This is a genomic window from Hespellia stercorisuis DSM 15480 (genome assembly GCF_900142165.1).
GTDB classification, from domain to species: Bacteria; Bacillota; Clostridia; order Lachnospirales; family Lachnospiraceae; genus Hespellia; species Hespellia stercorisuis.
Window position 1 is genome coordinate 167932 of sequence record NZ_FQZY01000005.1, and the last position, 22624, is coordinate 190555.

Genomic DNA, 22624 nt, shown 5'->3' on the forward strand with positions numbered 1-22624 from the left:
CGCTTCATCTCACTCGCGGGCTCTCGCCCTATCAGCAGGTAGCGACAAGTATTTACTTATGTGCAAGCACAACGTAAACACTTGTCGCTACCTGCTGGCACTGCTCTTTGCTGTCGCGTACATTATATCATGTTATTCGCAAAAAAAAGTGGCAGAGAATGATTTTTTCTCTGTCACTTTTAAATATTCTTAAACGAAACTTCTACAACTCACGGATTCTCTTTCTTACCGGAAGAATCATGGCCGGTGAGACAGATAATTCGTCAACGCCCATTGCGAGGAATTGCTCTGTCAATGTTGTATCCGCACCAAGCTCACCACAAATTCCAATCCATTTGCCCTCTGCATGCGCATTATCGGCAGCCATCTTGATCATGGCAAGAATTGCCGGATGATGTGTGTCGCAGAATGACTCCAGTTTTGGATTCTGACGGTCAATTGCAAGTGTATACTGTGTCAGGTCATTGGTTCCCACGCTAAAGAAATCAACCTCTTTTGCAAGTTCGCGGCTTACCATAACAGCCGCAGGGGTCTCAATCATAATACCCAGCTCGATGTTCTTATTGTAAGGAATCTCTGCCGCGTCCAGTTCTTCAGTTACTTCTGCGATAATCTCTTTGATTCGTTTTACCTCATCTACCGAGATGATCATTGGGAACATGATGGCAATCTGACCAAATGCAGACGCACGGTAAAGTGCGCGCAGTTGTGTTTTAAATATCTCCGGTTGTGTCAGACAGATTCTAATCGCGCGATAGCCAAGTGCCGGATTCTCTTCTTTTGCTAAGTTGAAATAATCCACCTGCTTGTCCGCACCGATATCCAATGTACGGATAATGACTCTCTTCCCCGCCATATTCTCCGCAACCTGCTTGTAAGCAACAAACTGCTCCTCCTCGGTCGGGAATGTACTGCTCTCTAAGTAAAGGAACTCACTTCTGAATAATCCGATACCACCGCCGTCATTCTTCAATACCAGTCCGACATCTGCGATATTACCGATGTTGGCATATACATTAACTTTCTGACCGCTCTTTGTGACATTCTCTTTTCCTTTGAGCTGCTCAAGGAGTGCTCTCTGTTCCTGATCCTGTCTCTGTTTCTCGCGCATCAGCTCCAATGTTGCTTCATCTGGCTCGATGTAGATTGTTCCCGTGAATCCATCAATGATTGCATCTCTTCCGTCAAACTTTTCACTCAGTTCCTGTCCCAAGCCGATTACTGCCGGGATATTCATGGTCCGAGCCAAAATAGCTGTATGTGAATTGGAAGAACCGTACATCGTCGCAAATCCAAGCACCTTGTCTTTGTCCAACTGGACCGTCTCACTCGGTGCAAGATCATCTGCCGCAATAATAGCCGGCTCATCCGTCTTCACGCCGCTTTCTCCGGCACCGGAAAGAATGGTCAAAATACGCTCGGAAACGTCCTTGACATCTGCAGCTCTTCCCTGCATGTAAGCATCATCCATAGAAGCAAACATCTCTGAAAAATTATCTGCAGTTGTAGCTACTGCAAATTCTGCATTCACTTCCTGGGTTCTGATAATATTCTCAATAGACTCGATATAGTCCAGATCGTCCAGCATCATCTGATGAATCTCAAAGATTGCTGCATTGGCCTCACCTACGTCATCCATCGCTTTTTCATATAACTTTTTCAGCTGCTCGATTGCAGTTGCTCTGGCACTCTGAAAACGAGTCACCTCGCCCTCTGTATCCTCTACATGAAGGCGCTTAACCACTTTTTTATCTCTCTTGTAAAAAGAGATCTTACCGATGGATACTCCACCGAATACACTTTTTCCTGTAATTGTAATCATATACTCATCCCTACAAATTTTCTTTGATAAACGCTTCCAATCCTGCGATTGCAGCATCTTCGTCGTCGCCTTCAGCTGTCATGAATACTTCTTCTCCCTTTTTCACGCCAAGTCCCATAACTCCAAAGATTCTTTTACAATCTGCGCTTTTCTCGCCTTTTCCAATTTTAATAGCGGAAGTATATTCATTCGCTTTCTTCACGAGAAGGCCTGCTGGTCTTGCATGAACCCCCTCCGGATCAGTAATTACATACTTAAATTCTTTCATTTTATTGTTCTCCTTTTCCATAAATTCAAGTTCACGTCGACGCATCTTACATGCGAGTCCCCCACTTGTAATGTGTATAGTATAACAAATTCTTCTACTTGTTTCAACGTTATTTCACTTATTTCCCGGATGCTGTATTTCGTGCTGTCCGTTCCTATAATCCATACTCTGATGCCGGTTTCGTCAGCAGTGCTGTGATTTCTTCTTTTGTTGCCAGCCATGACACAAATGCACTTGCACTTCCCGTTGCCGTTCCCAGCTGCAGCGCCTTCTTGTAATCCCCTGTGTTGAGATATCCGGTCAGGAATCCTGCTACCATGGAATCTCCGGCACCTACAGAGTTTACAACCTGTCCCTTTGGCGGAAGTGTCTTCTCCACCATTCCGTCCTCCGTCACAAGGATTGCGCCATCCCCTGCCATGGATACCAGAACGTTTCTCGCACCCTTCTCCTGCAGTTTCTTTGCATAAAGTACGATTTCATCATCTGACTGAAGCTTCACACCAAACATCTCGCCCAGTTCGTGATTGTTCGGTTTGATCAGGAATGGATGGTACTTCAGCACATTCAGCAGAAGATCCTTTGTCGCGTCAACCACGATCTGAATGTCTCTTCCGTCCAGCTTCTCCATAATTCTCTCATAGATATCTTCCGGCAGTGTATTCGGAATACTTCCCGCCAGAACCAGAACATCGCCTTTTCCGAGCTTATCCAGTTTTCCGAACAGTTCATCCAACGCTTCTTTTGTGATCGCCGGTCCCTGTCCGTTGATCTCACTCTCCTCTGTAGATTTCACTTTAACGTTGATTCTGGTCATTCCATTCTCAAGCGGTACGAAATCCGTGTCGCAGCCAAAATCGTTCAGCATAGCCTCCAGCTGATCACCGATAAAGCCGGCTTTAAATCCAAGTGCTCTGCTCTTGTGGCCGAGGTTTGACAGTACTACGGAAACGTTGTTCCCCTTTCCGCCCGGATAAATGTTTTCCTTTGTTGTACGGTTGATTTCTCCCAATGTCAGGTCATCGACCTGGATTACGTAGTCCAATGATGGATTAAATGTTACTGTGTAAATCATGCTTTCTTTACCTCCACAATGTTTTTTTTATTTTGGAATTTTTGTTCCTTCAGTTCACTGGTAATAACAAGAACGTCTGCAAATTCTGCAAACCTGACCGGCGATATCTGACCGAATTTGGTCGAATCTGCCAGAATGTAAGACTCCCTGCACCGCTTTACCGCCTGCTCCTTCACCAATGCCTCATTGACATCCGGTGTCGTGAGCCCATGCTCCTCATCAATACCATTTGTCCCGAAAAAGCCTTTTGTAAAATTATACTTCTTCAGGCTGTTCAGGGCCTCCCCTCCGACGATTGCCTCCGTGGTCTTCTTCAGTTCCCCACCTAGCAAATACACGCTGAACCCTCTGCGAAGGAGTTTCTGTGCATGGGAAATCGCATTCGTCACATACACTGCCCCTCTCTCTTCAATGCAGTCAATCAGGTAGTCCGTGCTTGTTCCGGCATCCAGATAAATGAAATCATCCGGTTGAATCAGTGTTGCCGCATATGCGCCAATCCTGCTCTTCTCCTCGATATTCAGATCGCGCCGGACCGATACCTCCGCATCCTTCGTGGCGTATTCCATATCGATCGCCGTCGCCCCTCCGTGGACTTTAATCAGTTTGTTTGCCTTGTGCAGTGACGTCAGATCGCGCCGGATCGTCGACTCCGAAGTCCCCAGGTGCCGGGTCAGCTCCTGCACCGTAACAGACTTTTTCTGATTTACAATTTGAAGAATCTCCGCAAATCTCTCCTCCGTCAACAATGTACCTCACCTCTTTTTTGTTTTTATAATCATATAATATAATCATTTTCAGTCAAAGTCAATCATAATCAGTCAAAATAATGTCCAAAATTCTTCAACTAATTTTGTGCAATATTTCATTTGTCTAAAATTACAAATAATCGTACAAATTCGTTGACATCTCTTGTTAAATATGCTAATCTGAATAAGTAGTGTTGAGAGGAAAAATCACACTACGATACTTTACTATTTATTTAATTTTATGGAGGTAACACAATGAGCACAGGTACAGTAAAATGGTTTAACAACCAAAAAGGTTATGGATTTATTTCAGACGCTGATGGCAACGATGTTTTCGTTCACTATTCAGGACTTAACATGGATGGATTCAAATCTTTAGAAGAAGGTCAGGAAGTAGAATTCGAAGTAACAGAAGGCGCTAAAGGACCTCAGGCTATTAACGTAGTAAAACTCTAATCAGATTTTAGATGTACCTTTTTAATATATAAGCTTGCTTTTCATATTTAAAAGAATTACACAAAAAGAAGATTAAAAAAAGAAACCGTTTTTACGGTTTCTTTTTTTTACAGATAATTCGCGGCTTTTGAGTAGGGGGCCTTAATCCCCTACTCCATTTTCCTATCGTTACATCCTGTTCTTGATGTTGGAGACATACGCTTCTGAAGCTTCCCATACATCAAACCCACTTCCACGCAGGATGTCCACCAGTCTTGCCGGATCATCCGACTTGATGACCGCGGATGCATCCTCACCATTCGCGAAAGCATACATATATTCTACATTTACTTCACCTTCCACGATCTGATGCATCGCCTTGCTCAGCGATCCGGTCTCATGAGGAACGCGCAGCGCGACCACATCTGTCAGCATGACAGACATACCATTTTCTTTCAGAACCGCTCTTCCCTTGTTCGGATCTGACACGATCATGCGGAGCATGCCGTACTCTGCCGTATCCGCAAGACTCAGTGCAACGATGTTGACATCATTGCTTGCCAGTACGGCAAGTACTTCATCCAGACTTCCCTCTCTATTTTCAAGGAACACGGATAACTGTTGAATTGTAATACTCATTTTTTCCCCTCCTCTATACCAGGTCTCTCTTATCAATGACACGCTTCGCTTTGCCTTCACTTCTCTCGATAGTCTTTGGCTCAACCAGCTTCACGTTAACAGCAATTCCCAATGCCTGCTTCAGCACTGCCCCTACTTTGTTTTTCAGTTCATCCAGTTTTCGGATTTCATCGGAAAACAGAGACTCGTCGACCTCCACAAGAACCGTCAGTCTGTCCAGATTGTCCTTGCGGTCAACCACCATCAGATAATGGGACGCAACACTTCCGCCCATGCCCAGCAGCGCCGTCTCAACCTGTGTCGGGAATACATTGACTCCGCGGATTACCTTCATGTCATCCGTACGTCCTTTGAACTTGGAAATTCTCGGTGATGTTCTTCCACATTCACAGGTGTCGTATGTAATCGTCGTCAGGTCCTTTGTGCGGTAGCGCAGAAGCGGCATCGCCTCTTTTGATAAGGTTGTAAATACCAGCTCGCCCAACTCACCTTCCGCCACAGCCTCACCGGTTCCCGGCTTCAGTACCTCTGGATAGAAATAATCATGATGAATATGAAGTCCCGCATGGTGGATACAGTCCTGAGCCACACCCGGACCAGAAATTTCACATAATCCGTAAATATCAAAGCAGTTGATGTGAAGAATGTCTTCTATCTTATGACGCATCTCCTCGGTCCACGGCTCTGCGCCATGAATCCCGGCTTTGATTTTCATCTTGTCCACAACTCCGGCATCTCTCATGGATTCTGCCAGATACAGCGCATAAGAAGGAGTACATGCAAATGCAGTCGCGCCGAAATCCTCCATACACATTATCTGTCTCTTTGTGTTGCCGGCAGACATCGGAATCGCCATCGCTCCAAGTGCCCTCGCACCGAGATCCAGACCCATTCCACCTGTAAAAAGCCCATATCCGTAACAAACGTGAATCATGTCCTCTTTTGTAAGGCCTGCCATAGAAAGACATCTTGCCACGCACTCGCCCCAGACATCCGCGTCATGCTGCGTGTAGGACATCAATGTCAGCTTTCCGGTTGTGCCCGATGTTCCCTGTACTCTGGCCACTTCGCTCTTTGGCACGGCAAGCAGCCCGAAGGGATAATTGTTTCTCAAATCTTCTTTCGTCGTAAAAGGCAGCTTACTGATATCTTCAATTCCTCTGATATCGCCCGGCTCCACACCGAGATCCTTCATTTTCTTGTTATAGAAATCCACATTGTTGTAAACTCTCTCAACCAGGTTTACCAGTTTCTTCCCCTGCAGCACAGCCATCTCATCGCGGCTCATGCACTCCATCTTTGGATCCCTGATCCTCTCAATCCAATTTTCTGGTGCCATCTGTTCGTTCTCCTTTAGTTTAGATTATAGTTCATCCTCTTCGATCATTTTCACGTTCTTACCGGCAAGAATCTTCGCCGCACTCTCGTAATCATCGGTGCTAAAGACCATCACCGGTGCCTTCTGCTCCCGGATTACGAAAGAATAGATATAATTAACGTTTATCTTCCCGTCTGCCAGAATTGCAAGCATCTGATTCAGATTGCCTTTTTCATCCTTCAACTCCACTCCAATAACCTCGTGAATCCTGACAACAAATCCTTTTGCAGTCAGGCTCTCCTTGGCTGCCTCCGGATTGTCCACGATCATACGTAAAATTCCAAATTCCGGTGTGTCAAAGGATGCCACCGCACGAATATTAATATGTGACTTTGTCAGCTCCTGCGTGACATTCATCAGACTTCCCGGTCTGTTCTCCACAAATACCGATATCTGTCTAATCATATTTCCACCTCCTGCTGTCATTTTTTATTTTTCGTATCCTGTATCAAACGCTTTCTTATTGATTTCAATTGTTTTTGGCGGCACTGTTTTTTCTATCACCTCGTACCACTGCTCTCTTGTAAAATCCATGTGCTGTGCGGCGATCCCGAGCACGATCATGTTAAAGACTCTCGGATTGCCCAGTTTTTTTGATTCTTCTGTCGCATCTACGGCATAGACTTTATGCTCCTTTGCCAAATCCTCCAGAATCCCTTCCGGATACTCTGCCGCTCCAATCACAACCGGCATCGGGTCAATCCGCCAGTCGTTGACGATCAGCACTCCCTCTTTTTTCAGGAAATGCGCATAACGCAAGGCTTCCAGACGCTCAAACGCGATGATCACATCCGCCTGTCCTTCTTCGACGATCGGCTCCGCAACATGCTCGCCGTATCGGACGAAAGTCACTACACTGCCTCCGCGCTGTGCCATTCCGTGAACCTCAGACAGCTTCACATCATAGCCTGCTCCGATGGTCAGTCCGCCCAGTATTCTGCTTGTGAGCAGTGTTCCCTGTCCGCCCACACCTACAATCATAATATTCTTTGTCATCATTATTTTGCACCTCCGCTCACCAATTCTATTGCATCAAATTTACAGAGGGATTTGCACAAGCCACATCCGGTACACATGGTGTCATCAATCAGGATGGTTCCATCTTCTCTTTTCGTCATAGCCGGACATCCCGGTTTCATACACATACCGCACTTTTTACACTTATCTGCATGAGCCGTGTATAACGGTTTCTTCGATTTATCCAGAAGCACGCACGGAGATTTTGTGATAATTACAGAAACCTCATCCTTTGCAGTTTCTTCCCTGATGGTCTTCTCAAGCAGGGCAATGTCAAATACATTGACCTCCACCACGTTTTTCACGCCCAGTGCGCGGCACAGATCCGGGATGCAGACTGCGTTGGTCGGATCTCCCTGAAGAGTTTTTCCAGTCGCCGCATGATCCTGATGCCCTGTCATACCCGTGGTTGAGTTGTCCAGGATCATCACTGTTCCGGTGGACTTATTGTAAATCATATTCATAAGAGAATTGACTCCGGTATGTAAGAAAGTAGAATCGCCGATAACCGCCACCCAGTTCTTAATATACTCTTTGCCCTTTGCTTTCTCCATTCCGTGAAGACTGCTGATGCTGGCCCCCATACAGATGGTGGTATCTACCACGCTCAGCGGGGCAACCGCGCCCAGTGTGTAACAGCCAATGTCCCCCGCAGCGTGCATCTTCAGCTTGTTCAGCACATAATATGCGCTTCTGTGCGGACATCCCGGACATAGAATTGGAGGTCTCATCGGAGCAGCCGCCGGTTTCGCAAGCTCCAGCTTTTCGCCGAGAATCGCCGTGCGAAGCATATTGGCACTGTACTCTCCCTGCACGGTAAATATCTCTTTTCCGATGCACTGGATTCCCCAGGATTTGACCTGTTCCTCAATGACCGGATCTAATTCCTCCACGATGTAAAGCGTATCTACCTTAGAGGCGAAATCTGCAATCAGCTTTTTCGGAAGTGGATTGACCATACCCAGCTTCAGAACGGATGCATCCGGAAGTGCTTCCTTCACATACATGTACGGGATTCCACTGGTGATGACACCGATCTTCGTATCGTTCATCTCCACCCGGTTAATGGACAATGTGTTCGCTGCCTCTGCGAGCTCCAGATTCCGTTTTTCAATCTCCACGTGACGCCCCTTGGCATTGCCCGGCATCATAACCGTTTTGCGAATATCCTTCACATATTCTTTGTCCGCAACTTCTTCTCTCGGCTTCAATTCCAGCATTCCCTGTGAATGTGCCAGTCTTGTAGTCGTTCTCATAATGAACGGTCTGTCAAACTGCTCGCTCAGCTCGTATGCAATCTTCACAAAATCCTTCGCCTCCGCGCTGTCCGACGGTTCCACCACCGGTACCTGTGCCGCTCTTGCAACCATGCGGGTATCCTGCTCATTCTGCGAGCTGTAAAGTCCCGGATCATCTGCAACCACAAGCAGCAGCCCCGCGTTGACTCCCATGTAGGAAACGGTGTACATTGGGTCCGATGCCACATTCAGTCCGACATGCTTCATGCATGCCATGGCACGCACGCCTGCGATACTCGCGCCGATTGCCACCTCTGTGGCAACCTTTTCATTCGGTGACCACTCTGCGTAGACTGCATCCTTGTACTGTACAAGGGCTTCACTGATCTCTGTGCTCGGTGTTCCCGGATAAGCCGCCGAAACCTTGACTCCCGCCTCATATGCTCCGCGGGCAATCGCCTCATTCCCCAGCATGATGGTTCTCTGTATATCTCCCATTTTATAATCCATCCTTTCGTAAATCCTTGACTCTTTTCGCTTTTCCCTCAAACCGCTGCAGCGAATTTGGCGCCACAAGCTTGATCTGTGTCGCAAGTCCCAGCTGGGACTTCAATCCCGCCTTGATACGTTTTTCCAGTTCATCCAGCTTTGCGTAGCTGTCCAGCAGTCTGTCATCAAACAGCTCTACCGTAATTGTCATGACATCCAGACGATTCTTTCTCTCTACCAGAATCTCGTAATGCGGTCCGATCTCCGGTATCTTCAGAAGTACTTCCTCGATCTGTGTCGGGAACACATTGACACCGCGGATGACCATCATATCATCGGCACGTCCGGAGATATTCTCCATCCTGCAGGTCGTTCTGCCACATTTGCAGGGTTCGTAGAACAGTCTCGTCAAATCTCCTGTGCGATAGCGCACCAGCGGAAGCGCCTCTTTTCCGAGGCAGGTCACCACCAGTTCTCCCAGTTCTCCAGGTGGAAGAATCTCCTCCGTCTCCGGATCGATGATCTCCGGTATGAACCAGTCCTCATTGATGTGCATTCCCACAAGCTCCGTACATTCTCCCGCGACACCGGGTCCGCACAGCTCGCTCATTCCATAGTTCTGAGTACAGACGAACTGGTCTCCCCAGACCTTATGCATCTCATCGCGCATGGGCTCCGTCATACCCTCGCCGCCGAATAATCCGATTCTCACCTGCAGATCCTTCTTCGCGTCAATTCCACGCGCCCGGATTTCCTCGCCCAGATGCAGCGCATAGGACGGTGTCGCAACCAGAAGCGTCACTCCCATATCCTGCATGAACATGATCTGCTTGTTCGTGTTCCCTGATGACATCGGGATTACAGCCGCACCGACCGTCTCAAGTCCACCATGCAGCCCCAGGGCCCCGGTAAATGTTCCATATCCAAATGAAATCTGCGCCACATCCTCTGATGTAGCGCCTCCCATACAGGCAATCCTCGCCACATTATTCAGCCATACTTCCTTGTCGTGCTTCGTGTACCCCACGACCGTCGGTTTCCCTGTCGTCCCGGAGCTTGCATGATACCGGACAAGTTCCTTCTTCTCCACCGCAAACATCCCGTCCGGATAATGCTCCCTGAAATCTGCCTTATATGTAAATGGCAGCCTCTTCAAATCATCCAAAGACCGGATATCTTCCGGCTTCACCCCAGCCGCATCCATCTTCTCCCGATAAGGAACCCCTTTATCATAGATATACTGCACGGTCTCCTTCAGCTTTTCCAATTGAATCTTCTCAATTTCTCCCCTTGGCAACGTCTCTTCTTCTGCCCAAATCATGTCGAATTTCCTCCTCTGATTTTTCGTATAATCACTTCCACTATTTTATCACAACGCTGTATCCGTGTAAAGCGTTGAATCCCAGGAAGACACGAAGCGTGCAGGTATCAAACCTGCACGCCGATTGTGTTCGATGCCCGAAGCATCGCTGATTTTTGCTGTTAGGAAATACCGGCAAACGGCCGGCGGATCGAATACGCCCATAAACATCCTGACGCCAGTTGCCCTGCCACACAAAATTCTAACGAAGTGGATACTTATCGGTGAGTGTTTTCACCATGGACTGCGCCTTCTGCACATTCTTCTCGTCTGCAATAACGAGGGCAATGATCTCCGCAATCCGTTCCATGTCCTCCTCCACCATGCCTCTCGTGGTGACAGCCGGGGTTCCCAGTCTGACTCCACTCGTGACAAACGGGGACCTCGGATCATTCGGTATAGTGTTCTTGTTGCAGGTAATATGCGCGTCGTCAAGACGCTTCTCCAGATCTTTTCCACTGACATCCGCCTGGGTCAGATCCACCAGCATCAGGTGGTTATCCGTTCCGTCGGATACGATCTTGATTCCCCTGCTCTGAAGTCCCTTACAGAGTGCCTGCGCATTTTTCAAAATCTGCTGCTGATAGGTTCTAAACTCCGGTTCCAGAGCCTCCCTGAAGGAGACTGCTTTTGCCGCAATCACATGCTCCAGCGGACCACCCTGAATCCCCGGAAAGACAGCCTTATTGAAATTGAACTTCTTGTTCATCTCCTCGCTGCACATGATCATTCCACCTCGTGGACCACGCAGTGTCTTGTGTGTTGTAGTTGTCGTCACATGTGCATACGGAATCGGGCTCGGATGCAGTTCAGCTGCCACCAGCCCCGCAATATGAGCGATGTCAATCATGAGATAAGCCCCCACCTCATCTGCAATCTCACGCATTCTTTTAAAATCGATGATTCTTGCATATGCACTGGCACCCCCGATAATCAGCTTCGGCTTGCACTCCAGCGCAATCTCACGCATTTTATCGTAATCAATGAATCCCTTCTCATCAACGCCATATGATGTAAAGTGATAATACTTTCCGGACATATTCACCGGTGAACCATGGGTCAGATGACCGCCGTGATCCAGGTTCATCCCCATCACACTGTCCCCCGGCTCCAGCATTGCATACATGACCGCCATGTTCGCCTGCGCGCCGGAGTGCGGCTGCACATTCACATATTCGCATCCGAACAACTTCTTCGCGCGTTCCCTCGCCAGATCCTCCACAATGTCTACGCACTGGCACCCGCCATAATACCGTTTTCCCGGATACCCTTCCGCATACTTGTTTGTCAGTGGACTTCCCATCGCTGCCATAACAGCTTTGCTCACCCAGTTTTCTGACGCAATCAGTTCGATATGGGAGTTCTGTCTCTCCATCTCTGCCAGGAGCGCAACTGCTATCTCCGGATCCACTCTTCTTATCTCTTCGAAGTCGTACATCTTTTTTCCTCCATATGGTTTTGCATTGATTTTACATTGCTCAGTATAGCATAATCACTCTTTGCTTATCAAGTCCCTGTTGTGCCGGTTTTATCCGCCGTCTCACATCGGAATCTGTATAAATACTTCCCGTTCTGCCCTCCTGCGTTGTACTGCTACAGATCAAAAAGTGACAGCTGATTGCTCTGCGGCAGATTTCCGAACAGTCCGAGATCTGCCATGAAATCGATAACCGTCTTACTGGTTTTGGTGCGGACTCTGAAGTCATCCAGAGACAGATACTTTCCGTCCTTCGCCGCATCCTCCACCGCCTCCGCCGCCTTCTCGCCCATTCCCTCAATACTGGAGAACGGCGGGAGCAGTTTTCCGTCCACGATCTGGAACTTGGTAGCCTTCGACTTATAGATATCAATCGGAAGGAACTCAAATCCACGGGCGTACATCTCCTGCACCAGCTTCATATCTTTCAGCACATCCTGCTCTTTCTTGGAAAGTATGTCTGCGCGCTTCTTGTAATCATTCATGTAAAAATTCAGTTTATCCTTCCCCTGACACATCAGCTCGTAGGAAAATGCATCGGCACGAATCCCAAAATAAGCCGCGTAATACGCCAGCGGATAATTGATCTTGCAGTAGGCGATCCGATAGGCCATCATAACATAAGCCGCCGCGTGAGCCTTCGGGAACATGTAGCTGATCTTTTTGCAGGAATCCAGATACCACTCCGGAACATCCTTCTCCCGCATGGCATCCTCCCACTCCGGTTTCAGCCCCTTCCCTTTTCGTACAAACTCCATGATGGAGAAAGAAAGTGCGCTGTCCACGCCCATCCCGATCAGATAACTCATGATATCGTCACGGGTACAGATTGCCGTGGAAATGGTCACCTTCCCCTCTTTGATCAGTGTCTCCGCATTACCCAGCCACACGTTGGTCCCGTGGGACAGCCCGGAAATCCGGATCAGATCGGCCAGACACTTCGGCTTCGCATCCTGCACCATCTGGATTACAAAATCCGTTCCAAACTCCGGAACCCCCTGGCAGCCCAGCTTACAGCCACCGATGTCCTCCGGCTTGACTCCCAGTGCACTGGTGTCGTGAAACAGCGAGAGAACCCCCTTATCATCCAGCGGAATCTCCGTCGCCACAAAGGGATGCTCCTCGTTGTATTCATTTTCCAGAGCGTCGGAGGTGATATACTCCTCCAGCGCACGGATGATGGTCGGATCATCGTGTCCCAGAATATCCAGCTTCAGCAGGTTATGATCGATGGAATGGTAATCAAAATGAGTGGTAATGATATCCGTGGTCATATCATTGGCCGGGTGTTGGATCGGCGTGAACTCATTGATGTCATGTCCGTGGGGCAGAACAACGATTCCACCCGGATGCTGTCCCGTACTTCTCCTGATTCCGGTACAACCCTCCACGATCCGCTCAATCTCGCAGCGGCGCTTGCGGCTGCCCCGTTCTTCATAGTAGTTTTTCACATATCCGTAAGCCGTCTTATCGGCAAGCGTTCCGATAGTTCCCGCCTTGAACGTATGCCCCTCCCCGAAGATTACCTCCGTGTAGCGGTGAGCCTTGGCCTGGTAATCTCCCGAAAAGTTCAGATCGATATCCGGCTCCTTGTCTCCCTTGAACCCCAGGAATGTCTCGAAGGGAATGTCAAATCCGTCTTTTTTCAGATGCTCCCCGCACACCGGGCAGTCCTTCTCCGGCATATCGAATCCGGCTCCTCCGGCATGCTTCTTCACTTCCTCCGACTCAAAATCACTGTAATGACAGTGCGGACAATAATAGTGCGGATGCAGCGGATTCACCTCCGTGATTCCCGCCATCGTCGCCACAAAAGAGGACCCCACCGATCCTCGGGATCCAACCAGATAGCCGTCCTCATTGGACTTCCACACCAGCTTCTGAGCGATAATGTACATCACCGCGTACCCATTGGATATGATGGAGTTCAGCTCTCTCTGCAGCCGCTCCTCCACAACAGCCGGGAGCGGATCCCCGTACATCTCATGAGCCTTCGTATAGCAGATATCCGTCAACTCCTGTTCCGAGTTTTCAATGACCGGAGGACACTTGTCCGGGTTGATTGGTGAAATCTTCTCGATCATTCCCGCAATCTTGTTGGTGTTGTCAACGACCACCTCTCTCGCCTTCGCGGAGCCGAGATACGCAAACTCCTCCAGCATCTCCTCCGTCGTCCGCAGATACAGCGGTGCCTGTTCGTCCGCATCTGAGAATCCTTTACCGGCCATGATGATTCTGCGGTACACCTCGTCCTCCGGATCCAGAAAATGCACATCACAGGTCGCCACCACCGGCTTCTTGAACTGCTCTCCGAGCTGCACGATCCGCTCGTTCAGCCGAATCAGATCCGCCTCCGACTGCACATCGGAGATCTTATCACTGGCGATCATGAATTTATTATTCCCAAGAGGCTGAATCTCATAGTAGTCATAAAAATCACACAGTCTTGCCACCTGCTCGGCAGACTTGTGGTTTAAGATCGCCTGAAATAGTTCTCCCGCCTCACACGCACTTCCGAGGATCAGCCCCTCCCTGTATTTGTTGAACTCACTCTTTGGTATACGCGGTCTTCTTCCATAATACACGAGATTGGATTTGGAGATCAGCCGGTACAGATTGCCTCGTCCAACTACATTTTTGATCAGAATGATTGCGTGATACGTCGGAAGCTTGCGGATAGCATCCGGATTCATGTCCCCAAACTGGTTAATCCCCTTCAGGGTAGTAATATTGCGGTCCTTCAGCATCTCGATAAATTTCAGGAAAATATCGGCGGTCGCCTTTGCGTCATCCACCGCCCGATGGTGATTCTCCAGCGAAATGTTCAGAGCCTTCGCGACCACATTCAGCTTATACCTCGAGATGGTCGGCAGGAGAACTCTGGCCAGCGCCACCGTATCCACCGAGATGAAATGCGGCTCAATCTCCTGATAGCGGCAGTTCTGCTCGATAAATCCCACATCGAAGCCCGCATTGTGCGCTACCAGAACCGCATCCCCCACAAATTCAAGAAACTGCGGCAGAATCGTCTCGATGTTGTCCGCATCCTGCACCATCTCATCTGTGATACTGGTGAGCTGTGTGATTTTAAACGGAATCGGCCGTTCCGGGTTGACAAAGGTACTGAAGCGATCCGTGATCTCACCATGCTCCACCTTCACCGCACCGATCTCGATGATCTTGTCCTTGATTGAGCTGAAGCCCGTCGTCTCCAGATCGAATACAACGTAGGTATCTTCCAGCGTCTGATCGCCGGCTCCCACCGCAATCTCTGTCAGGTCATCCACAATGTATGCTTCTACTCCGTAGATCACCTTAAACGGATCCCTCTCGTCCAGCACCTCGATCACATGATTCGCGTCTGGAAACGCCTGTACCACACCGTGGTCTGTGATGGCAATCGCAGGATGCCCCCACTCGTGCGCCCGCTTCACGATGTCCTTACACTCGGAGACTCCGTCCATGTCGCTCATCTTCGTGTGGCAGTGCAGCTCCACTCGCTTCTGCGGGCTGTTGTCCATTCTGGAAACGGTAAAATCTGCCGCCTTTTTGATTCCGGTAATAGATCCGATAGTCAGCTCTCCATCGTATTTGTCGATCGTGGTAATCCCTTTTATTTTCAGAAACGCACCTTTCCTGATATCCGCCAGAATATCCGGCAGCTGCTCGTTTTTGGCAAACATCTTGACCATGATGGTGTCTGTGAAATCCGTCACCGCAAACATGACGATTGTCTTCTCGTTGCGGATCTCACGCATATCGAAGCTGATGATCTTGCCGTGGATCGTGATCTCTCCCATCTCTCCCACCACCTGATCCAGGGTGATCGGTTCATCCTCAAAGTTACGCCCATAAATCAGATTCGGGTCATCAGACAGCTTGGCCATCCGGAAGTAATCGTTCTTCTGAAATGTTTTTTTCGGTTCCTGCTGTTTCGCCTTCTCTTTTTTCTCTTTGCCATCCGCTTCGTCTGCACCGTCCGAAAGCCCTTTGTTCTTCGCATTCTGCATCAGGATCTGCTGAATCTCGTTCTGGATCATCTGCTCCGCCTGATCGTTCGACTTACTCTTTTCCATCTCCCGGTAGACTACTCTCACATCCACCGGAATGTGAAACCGCTCGTCATATACCTCTTTCAGCAGCTCTAATATCTCCTCTTTTTTCCCCTCCGCAATAATGGAATCCACCATCTCCATGCAGAGCACCCAGCCCTTCTCTTCATTCTCCTCGAAGGAGAGACTGGCCTGCTCAAACATATTGCCGGCGAGTACACTTTTTTTGCCCAGCTCCAGCACGATGCTGCTCCGGTACTCTTCCATCAGCGCTCTCGGATTATACTGAGCGGACAGAAGATACTGCTCCTTCACCGCGATCTGCACACGCGTCTTTCCGAACAGCTGCTCCTTGATCATGGTCTCCATGGCATAAATATATTTTTTCTGTATCAGGTGCCTGCTGAATATATGTATATGAATATAATCACGCAAAGAAGTGGTGGTCACTTTCGTAACCTCCACCTCCTTAAATAACATGTAAATGTCATCCTCAGCCTTCAACGTGGGAAACACCTCAAAAAACTTTTTTGTCATCTGTCATTTATTCCTTCCAATTCAGTAACTCCTCACGAAGTGTATCGAGCAGTTCCTCTTCTTTTACCTTTTTGACGATCTCGCCTTTTTTAATCAGGAGGCCTTCTCCGATCCCCCCGGCAATTCCGATATCCGCTTCTTTTGCTTCACCCGGTCCGTTGACAACACACCCCATCACTGCGACCTTGATATCCAGCGGGATGTCCGCAACCATCTGTTCCACCTGATTGGCCAGACCGATCAGATCGATCTTGGTGCGCCCGCAGGTCGGACAGGAGACCACCTCGATTCCGCCTTTTCGCAGACCGAGCGTCTTTAAAATCAGCTTAGCCGACTTGATTTCCTCCAGGGGATCTCCTGTCAGCGACACGCGGATCGTATCACCGATTCCCTCATGGAGAATGATGCCCAGACCGACCGAAGATTTGATATTGCCGGACAGGATCGTGCCGGATTCTGTGATTCCGACATGCAGCGGATAGGGACACTGCGCCGCAATCAGTTCGTGGGCCTTCACGCACATAAGCACATCCGAGGACTTAATGCTGACTACCAGATTCGTATACCCCATATCCTCTATGATCTTCACCTTGTCGAGCGCGCTCTCCACTATTCCCTCGGCCGTCACTCCGCCGTACTTCTCCACCAGATTTTTCTCCAGGGATCCGCTGTTAACTCCCACACGGATCGGGATTCCATACTCCTTCGCCTTCTCCACCACGGCCTTCACCCGCGACAAATCCCCGATATTTCCCGGATTTATCCTGATTTTGTCAGCCCCGTTTTCGATAGCTGCAATCGCAAGCCGGTAGTCGAAATGAATGTCCGCAACCAGTGGAATGTGAATCTGTTTCTTGATTTCCCGCAGCGCCTCTGCAGCCTCCATCGTAGGCACCGCGCAGCGGATAATGTCACATCCAACTGCCTCCAGCGCCAGAATCTGCGCCACCGTCGCCGCCACATCCTCCGTCCTCGTGTTTGTCATAGACTGAATGGCAATCGGATGACCGCCTCCGATGACTACGTTACCGATTCTTACTTCTCTTGTATCCTCTCTCTTCATCTGCATTCTACCTCCAACTTAGTATATACTATAAGGACAAGGCGTCCCTAATGTTTCACTCCGGCACATATAGTAAAAACTCCCTCCATGAACATCTTCGAGACATCACAGAGGGATTGTTCCTATTCCTTTACAAAAATCATCTGCTCACCATACTCTCTGTCAGTGAGCGTCAGTTCTTTCTTGTCAACACTATAGTCATACGTGGCATCCAGCGATTCGATGGCTGATTCTGCCCCCTCTTCCGTGAGAGTTCCCTTCGAATCTTTCACCGCTTTTCCGATGGCAACCTTATTCACCCGCAATATGAAGGTTTTCGTCTCCCTGTCGATGCTGTAGCTCATCGGGATCTTTATATCCTGCTCAAACTCTTCCGGCCACTGGATCGTCGCCACACCGTCTTTTCCAACTGTGATCTGCAGACTGCTCTCGTCATGCTGCCACGTCCCCTCCAACGGATTGGAGGTGAACATCTTCACGATAAAAAAAACAGCAATCAGAATAATCAGGATACTGGTCACCGCCATCACCGCCCGCCATATTTTACTTCTTTTATCTTCATTTTCCGTCGCAATCATCTTCCTTTTACCCTTCTTTTCTTTCTCTGTTTCCAATTATACGGGCTTTATGCATCTGTGTCAACGGCTGTTTGACAACGTTTTATTCTGCCACATTTTCTGTATTTTCGTGCTTTACCGACACGTTTCGTTGATATTAGAGACATTTCGTCGACTTTCGACAACAAATTGGTAAGATATACCAAATCAAGGAGGTATCGTATGAATTTTGCAAGCACTTTAAAACATTTACGAAAATCAAACGACGTCACACAGGAACAACTGGCAAAACATCTGCAGGTAACCAGATCCGCCATCGCCGGTTATGAGACGAAAAACAAACAGCCTGACTTCGAGAAGCTGGTGCGCATCGCAAACTATTTTCATGTCTCCGTAGATTATCTTCTGACCGGCCTGGAACCCACCCCGGTCTCCATCGCTCCCTCAAAGATACATTCCGAAAAGATTCTGGACCACTACCTCATAACCAGCTATCGGAAACTGAGCGTTTCGTCAAAGCAGGATCTGGTCAATTATCTTCAGCTGCTGGAATTAAGAGAAAAAACCAAAGGACTTTCCTGCCAGTAAAACGGATATTAAAATGGATAATCAAAAACTCCCGGATGAGAATCAGGGAGTTTTTTTATCTTGTTATTTTTACCCGAATATCATTCCGAGGAGTCCGTAAGATAAGATTGACATAATCACTGTCGCCACACAGATTCCGATGCAGATTGCAGGGAACGCTTTCTTGAATTTTACGCCCAAAAGTGCTGCGATCAATGCGCCGGTCCATGCACCGGTTCCCGGCAGTGGGATTCCCACGAACAGGACCAGTCCCCAGAACTCATACCGCTCGATCTTATCGCTCTTGCTCATCGCCTTCGACTCCAGTTTATTCACCATCGGTGCAAACAGCTTCGTCGTCTTCATCCAGTTGAAAATCGGCGTGATCAGCAGCAGGATAAATGGCACCGGAATAATATTTCCGATGATGCAGAGCGGAATTGCCTGCTGAAGCGGCACATTCAGCCATGCCGGTCCAGCGGCCAGCAGACCGCCCCTCAGTTCCAGTATCGGGATCATGGAGATAATAAAAATAATTGCCTCTTTCCCAATCTTCCCTCCAAGTGCCGCTATCAATGATTTTATTAATGATTCCATATAATACTATTCTCCCTTATTCATATACGTCGTGAGAAATGCAAACAATGTCTCCATCTCTTCTCTGGTTCCGATTGTGATTCTAAGATATTGCTCAATTCTTCTGCTCCCCCAGAATCTCACATAAATCCCGGCCGCCTTCAGTGCCTCAAACAGCTCCCGCGCATCATACTCCGGGTGCATCGCAAAGATAAAGTTCGCTTTGGAATCCGGGAATACAAATCCCAGCCTGCGCAGCTCTCCCTTGGCCCACTCTCTGGTCTCCACAATCTTATGCACAGTCTCCTCAAAGTATGCTTTGTCCTTTACCGCCTCCACGCCATAGCAGAGCGATGTCTGATTCATGGTGTAGGAATTGAAAGAATACTTCGCATCGTTCAGATATTTAATCAAGACAGGATTGCTGATGGCATACCCAATTCTCATTCCCGCCATGGAGCGGGATTTCGAGAAGGTCTGCACCACGATCAGATTGTCGTACTTATCGATCAGCTCCAGTGCCGATCTTCCCGCAAAGTCTACGTAAGCCTCATCCACGATCACAATGACATCCTGGTTGTGTGCGATAATGTCCTCCACAAACTCCAGTTCCTCGTAGATTGCCGTCGGCGCATTGGGATTCGGGAAAATGACGCCTCCGTTTTCTTTGTAATAATCCTCTTTTTTGATTTTGAAATTTTCATCCAGAGGCTGACGTTCAAACGGAATGCGGTACAAATTCGCCCACACATCATAAAATGAGTAGGTAATGTCCGGAAACAGCACCGGTTTTTCTGAATTAAAGAAGGTCAGAAAACACATGGACAGCACGTCATCCGAGCCAACCCCGACAAACACCTGATCCTTCTCCACACCGTAGTTCTCCGCGAGAGCCGATACCAGCGAGTCTGCCGTCGGATCCGGATACAGCCGAAGCCGGTCCACATCCATCTGCGCAATCGCCCTGGCTACTCCCGGAGCCGGCGGATAGGGATTTTCGTTCGTGTTGAGCTTGATCACCTTCGTCTGCGGCTGCTCCCCCGGTGTATATGGTTCTACCTGTCTGATATTATTTAAAAGTTTTTCATTCATGATTCTACCCTCTTTGTCTAGTTCTGCCAGTTCATGCTTTTTTCGTACGCCCCTGCCTGCAGTTCGGACGCAGCCCCAGCGCATATCCTTCGGTGCCTACTTGTATTCCTTCGCCAGTTCTGCAAACTTCGGTAGCGAGTTCACGATTGTCTCATGAGATACGCAATATGCGATTCTCACATACCCCGGGCATGCGAAGGAGCTGCCCGGAACCAGAAGCAGATTGTACTTCTTTGCCGTAGTCACAAATTCCTTTTCATCCGCAACTGGAGATTTTACGAACAGGTAAAATGCGCCCTGCGGTTTGGTACATTCAAATCCAAGTTCTTTTAATCCGTTATAAAGGGTCTCTCTGTTTTTATCATAATAAGAGATATCTGTCTTTTCATCGATACATTTTGCCACGACTCTCTGCTGCAGTGTCGGTGCATTGACAAATCCAAGGATTCTGTTGGCGATCACTGCCGCCTGAATAACATTTTCACTGTCTGTCATCTCATCCGGAATCACCAGATACCCGATACGCTCTCCCGGCAGAGAAAGGGATTTGCTGTAAGAATATCCGACAACCGTATTGTTGTAATACTTCGTGAGATATGGAACCTCCACGCCATCGTATGCGAGCTCTCTGTACGGCTCATCGGAAATCAGAATGATCTCTGTACCAAATTCTTTCTGCTTGCTCTCCATGATCGCCGCCATCTTTTTGATGGTCTCCTCCGAGTAGACAACACCGGTCGGGTTGTTCGGTGTATTCACGATGACCGCCCTTGTCTTCGGTGTGATCTTCGCCTCAAATTCATCCAGCTTCGGCTGAAAATCGACGGTATTCGGGGACACCTCCAGCAGCACTCCATCATAATTAGCAACATAGCTTCTGTATTCCACAAAGTAAGGTGCAAATGTAAGCACTTCATCTCCCGGGTTCAGCAGTGCCTTGAGGATCACATTCAGTCCACCTGCCGCGCCCACTGTCATAATAATATTTTTTTCGGAAAACGCAGTCTGAAAACGCCTGTTCAAAGACCCGGCAATCACCTGACGGACATCTTCATATCCCGCATTGCTGTTGTTGTATCCATGGACCATCAGCGAATCCTCTTCCAGAATCTCCTCGATTGCAGCCTTCACCGCAGCCGGAGCAGGAACATTTGGATTTCCGAGGCTGAAGTCAAATACATTTTCTTTTCCATAGATTTTTGCCAGACGGTTTCCTTCTTCGAACATTGCTCTGATTGCCGAATTGTTTGTAACCATCTTTTCCATTTTTTTTGATATCATACTTACACGCTTCCTTTCTATCGCTTTATCTGTTTACTGTAATTACCTGAAACTGGCAATCCCCTTCTCTACCATAAACACCGGGCGATAAGAGAGCTTTGCCTTCCGCAGCCCCGCAGAGCCCGTATCATCCTCCCGGTTGATGTAGGTGTATGCTCCGCACTCATGCTGCACAAACTGCTGGTTTATCATTGGATATGCACCATCCATATCCGCGTATGCCTTCTCAATGTGCACGACAAAGGTATCATCACAGAGCTGCTCACCGAGGGTAAATGCAACGATTTTCCCGTCTACCCGCAGCGCACCTCCGACTTCCTCCAGTTCACGAAACAGGCGAAGGGAATTGAGTGTGACGCACATCTCTGAATTTTTTTCCTCGTCATCGTCACATGCATTCTCTTTTCTCCAGTTCAGAGCCATCTGGAAGCACTCCTCCACATTGTCCTGGGTAATGCTCTCGTAGCTCCAGTTGTCCCCATGGATCGTCTTGAATTTGTTGATATGATTTCTCTTACCGTGCAGCTTTTTCCCCGCGAGAGTAGACAGTTTCTCCCTCTCATACACATAGTCCGCCTCATCCCGCTCATACTCGATCTGAAACTGATCCGGGTAAAAGCTGTTCAGCTGTTCAAAGCATTCCGGTGTCACATTGTACAGACCAAATTCTACACCCAGTTCCTTCGAATAGTCAATCAAAAATGCAAGTGCTTTTTTCACCTGCTCCGGTTCTCCCGCCGGATATGCAAATTTCTGCTGATTCTTATCCATGAATACAAGTGTATCCTCAATGATCGCATACCCTACATTATACTTCCTTGACCAGAGATAGACATTGATGAATGTCCTCTCACAGCTTCTGCTCGGAGCTTTATTAAAATAAGATGTGATGATTTCTTTGTCTTCCAGTTCCGGACGCTTAAATTCTATTTTTTCCATTCTGCTGTAACCT

At 48.4% G+C, this 22624-nt stretch carries 21 protein-coding genes; 3 read left to right on the plus strand and 18 right to left on the minus strand.

Annotation, left to right across the window (positions count from 1 at the left end; translation table 11 throughout):
* Positions 1-193 (plus strand): hypothetical protein (locus BUB85_RS21845; protein WP_207648930.1); only part of this gene is annotated, 193 nt, incomplete at its 5' end.
* Between the two features lie 9 nt (positions 194-202).
* Here BUB85_RS21845 and ptsP read toward each other — a convergent pair.
* From ptsP to BUB85_RS00815, 4 genes are all read right to left on the minus strand, one after another.
* Positions 203-1822: a phosphoenolpyruvate--protein phosphotransferase gene (gene ptsP, locus BUB85_RS00800; RefSeq protein ID WP_073103809.1), complete on the minus strand. Its 1620-nt coding sequence runs from the start codon at positions 1820-1822 to the stop codon at positions 203-205.
* Between the two features lie 10 nt (positions 1823-1832).
* Positions 1833-2090, minus strand: coding sequence for an HPr family phosphocarrier protein (locus BUB85_RS00805; protein ID WP_073103812.1), 258 nt, complete (start codon positions 2088-2090; stop codon positions 1833-1835).
* A gap of 154 nt (positions 2091-2244) precedes the next feature.
* Positions 2245-3165, minus strand: a complete 921-nt coding sequence (pfkB, locus tag BUB85_RS00810) for a 1-phosphofructokinase (RefSeq protein ID WP_073103815.1) — start codon at positions 3163-3165, stop codon at positions 2245-2247.
* Positions 3162-3914 carry a DeoR/GlpR family DNA-binding transcription regulator gene (locus BUB85_RS00815; protein WP_073103819.1) on the minus strand — a complete coding sequence of 251 codons (753 nt, stop codon included), beginning with the start codon at positions 3912-3914 and terminating at the stop codon, positions 3162-3164. Before BUB85_RS00815 ends, pfkB begins: the two co-directional genes overlap by 4 nt.
* A gap of 255 nt (positions 3915-4169) precedes the next feature.
* On the opposite strand from BUB85_RS00815, the gene BUB85_RS00820 reads away from it, so the two are divergent.
* Positions 4170-4370 (plus strand): cold-shock protein, encoded by a 201-nt coding sequence (locus tag BUB85_RS00820; RefSeq protein ID WP_073103821.1) that lies wholly within the window; start codon positions 4170-4172, stop codon positions 4368-4370.
* 168 nt (positions 4371-4538) lie between these two features.
* Here the strand turns inward: BUB85_RS00820 and BUB85_RS00825 are convergent, their stop codons facing one another.
* From BUB85_RS00825 to BUB85_RS00870, 10 genes are all read right to left on the minus strand, one after another.
* Positions 4539-4988: an amino acid-binding protein gene (locus BUB85_RS00825; protein ID WP_073103824.1), complete on the minus strand. Its 450-nt coding sequence runs from the start codon at positions 4986-4988 to the stop codon at positions 4539-4541.
* A 13-nt stretch (positions 4989-5001) separates the two neighbouring features.
* The gene (locus BUB85_RS00830; RefSeq protein ID WP_073103826.1) at positions 5002-6327 is read right to left on the minus strand and encodes a phenylacetate--CoA ligase family protein; all 1326 of its coding nucleotides are present in this window, start codon (positions 6325-6327) and stop codon (positions 5002-5004) included.
* 24 nt (positions 6328-6351) lie between these two features.
* Positions 6352-6771 (minus strand): ACT domain-containing protein, encoded by a 420-nt coding sequence (locus tag BUB85_RS00835; protein ID WP_073103829.1) that lies wholly within the window; start codon positions 6769-6771, stop codon positions 6352-6354.
* A gap of 24 nt (positions 6772-6795) precedes the next feature.
* The gene (locus BUB85_RS00840; RefSeq protein ID WP_073103832.1) at positions 6796-7365 is read right to left on the minus strand and encodes an indolepyruvate oxidoreductase subunit beta; all 570 of its coding nucleotides are present in this window, start codon (positions 7363-7365) and stop codon (positions 6796-6798) included.
* Complete coding sequence (gene iorA / locus BUB85_RS00845) at positions 7365-9119, minus strand: indolepyruvate ferredoxin oxidoreductase subunit alpha (RefSeq protein WP_073103834.1); 1755 nt, start codon at positions 9117-9119, stop codon at positions 7365-7367. Before iorA ends, BUB85_RS00840 begins: the two co-directional genes overlap by 1 nt.
* A 1-nt stretch (position 9120) precedes the next feature.
* Complete coding sequence (locus BUB85_RS00850) at positions 9121-10431, minus strand: phenylacetate--CoA ligase family protein (protein ID WP_073103836.1); 1311 nt, start codon at positions 10429-10431, stop codon at positions 9121-9123.
* A gap of 241 nt (positions 10432-10672) precedes the next feature.
* The gene (glyA, locus tag BUB85_RS00855) at positions 10673-11908 is read right to left on the minus strand and encodes a serine hydroxymethyltransferase (RefSeq protein WP_073103839.1); all 1236 of its coding nucleotides are present in this window, start codon (positions 11906-11908) and stop codon (positions 10673-10675) included.
* 155 nt (positions 11909-12063) lie between these two features.
* Positions 12064-16536 carry a PolC-type DNA polymerase III gene (locus BUB85_RS00860; RefSeq protein WP_073103841.1) on the minus strand — a complete coding sequence of 1491 codons (4473 nt, stop codon included), beginning with the start codon at positions 16534-16536 and terminating at the stop codon, positions 12064-12066.
* A gap of 7 nt (positions 16537-16543) precedes the next feature.
* Entirely contained in the window at positions 16544-17599 is a 1056-nt protein-coding gene (gene ispG, locus BUB85_RS00865; protein ID WP_073103889.1) for a flavodoxin-dependent (E)-4-hydroxy-3-methylbut-2-enyl-diphosphate synthase, read from the minus strand.
* A 122-nt stretch (positions 17600-17721) separates the two neighbouring features.
* Positions 17722-18177, minus strand: coding sequence for a hypothetical protein (locus BUB85_RS00870; protein ID WP_073103842.1), 456 nt, complete (start codon positions 18175-18177; stop codon positions 17722-17724).
* Positions 18178-18378: 201 nt separating this feature from the next.
* Here BUB85_RS00870 and BUB85_RS00875 point away from each other — a divergent pair, with 201 nt between their 5' ends.
* Entirely contained in the window at positions 18379-18744 is a 366-nt protein-coding gene (locus BUB85_RS00875) for a helix-turn-helix domain-containing protein (RefSeq protein ID WP_073103844.1), read from the plus strand.
* Between the two features lie 69 nt (positions 18745-18813).
* Here BUB85_RS00875 and BUB85_RS00880 read toward each other — a convergent pair whose 3' ends face one another.
* From BUB85_RS00880 to BUB85_RS00895, 4 genes are all read right to left on the minus strand, one after another.
* A complete protein-coding gene (locus tag BUB85_RS00880) occupies positions 18814-19320 on the minus strand; it encodes a COG2426 family protein (protein ID WP_073103846.1) in 507 nt (168 codons plus the stop codon).
* 6 nt (positions 19321-19326) lie between these two features.
* Positions 19327-20391, minus strand: a complete 1065-nt coding sequence (gene hisC / locus BUB85_RS00885; protein WP_073103848.1) for a histidinol-phosphate transaminase — start codon at positions 20389-20391, stop codon at positions 19327-19329.
* Positions 20392-20487: 96 nt separating this feature from the next.
* The gene (locus BUB85_RS00890) at positions 20488-21672 is read right to left on the minus strand and encodes a pyridoxal phosphate-dependent aminotransferase (RefSeq protein WP_073103851.1); all 1185 of its coding nucleotides are present in this window, start codon (positions 21670-21672) and stop codon (positions 20488-20490) included.
* Between the two features lie 42 nt (positions 21673-21714).
* A complete protein-coding gene (locus tag BUB85_RS00895) occupies positions 21715-22611 on the minus strand; it encodes a DUF2156 domain-containing protein (RefSeq protein ID WP_073103854.1) in 897 nt (298 codons plus the stop codon).
* Positions 22612-22624: the final 13 nt, after the last annotated feature.

What these genes read in the sequence shown, in the direction of transcription:
- hisC (WP_073103848.1), bottom strand. Translation starts at nt 20,391, where the DNA reads ATGAATGAAAAACTTTTAAATAATATCAGACAGGTAGAACCATATACA.
- BUB85_RS00860 (WP_073103841.1), bottom strand. Translation starts at nt 16,536, where the DNA reads ATGACAAAAAAGTTTTTTGAGGTGTTTCCCACGTTGAAGGCTGAGGAT.
- BUB85_RS00820 (WP_073103821.1), top strand. Translation starts at nt 4,170, where the DNA reads ATGAGCACAGGTACAGTAAAATGGTTTAACAACCAAAAAGGTTATGGA.
- glyA (WP_073103839.1), bottom strand. Translation starts at nt 11,908, where the DNA reads ATGTACGACTTCGAAGAGATAAGAAGAGTGGATCCGGAGATAGCAGTT.
- BUB85_RS00840 (WP_073103832.1), bottom strand. Translation starts at nt 7,365, where the DNA reads ATGATGACAAAGAATATTATGATTGTAGGTGTGGGCGGACAGGGAACA.
- ptsP (WP_073103809.1), bottom strand. Translation starts at nt 1,822, where the DNA reads ATGATTACAATTACAGGAAAAAGTGTATTCGGTGGAGTATCCATCGGT.
- BUB85_RS00890 (WP_073103851.1), bottom strand. Translation starts at nt 21,672, where the DNA reads ATGATATCAAAAAAAATGGAAAAGATGGTTACAAACAATTCGGCAATC.
- pfkB (WP_073103815.1), bottom strand. Translation starts at nt 3,165, where the DNA reads ATGATTTACACAGTAACATTTAATCCATCATTGGACTACGTAATCCAG.
- iorA (WP_073103834.1), bottom strand. Translation starts at nt 9,119, where the DNA reads ATGGGAGATATACAGAGAACCATCATGCTGGGGAATGAGGCGATTGCC.
- ispG (WP_073103889.1), bottom strand. Translation starts at nt 17,599, where the DNA reads ATGAAGAGAGAGGATACAAGAGAAGTAAGAATCGGTAACGTAGTCATC.
- BUB85_RS00895 (WP_073103854.1), bottom strand. Translation starts at nt 22,611, where the DNA reads ATGGAAAAAATAGAATTTAAGCGTCCGGAACTGGAAGACAAAGAAATC.
- BUB85_RS00805 (WP_073103812.1), bottom strand. Translation starts at nt 2,090, where the DNA reads ATGAAAGAATTTAAGTATGTAATTACTGATCCGGAGGGGGTTCATGCA.
- BUB85_RS00850 (WP_073103836.1), bottom strand. Translation starts at nt 10,431, where the DNA reads ATGATTTGGGCAGAAGAAGAGACGTTGCCAAGGGGAGAAATTGAGAAG.
- BUB85_RS00880 (WP_073103846.1), bottom strand. Translation starts at nt 19,320, where the DNA reads ATGGAATCATTAATAAAATCATTGATAGCGGCACTTGGAGGGAAGATT.
- BUB85_RS00870 (WP_073103842.1), bottom strand. Translation starts at nt 18,177, where the DNA reads ATGATTGCGACGGAAAATGAAGATAAAAGAAGTAAAATATGGCGGGCG.
- BUB85_RS00875 (WP_073103844.1), top strand. Translation starts at nt 18,379, where the DNA reads ATGAATTTTGCAAGCACTTTAAAACATTTACGAAAATCAAACGACGTC.
- BUB85_RS00830 (WP_073103826.1), bottom strand. Translation starts at nt 6,327, where the DNA reads ATGGCACCAGAAAATTGGATTGAGAGGATCAGGGATCCAAAGATGGAG.
- BUB85_RS00835 (WP_073103829.1), bottom strand. Translation starts at nt 6,771, where the DNA reads ATGATTAGACAGATATCGGTATTTGTGGAGAACAGACCGGGAAGTCTG.
- BUB85_RS00825 (WP_073103824.1), bottom strand. Translation starts at nt 4,988, where the DNA reads ATGAGTATTACAATTCAACAGTTATCCGTGTTCCTTGAAAATAGAGAG.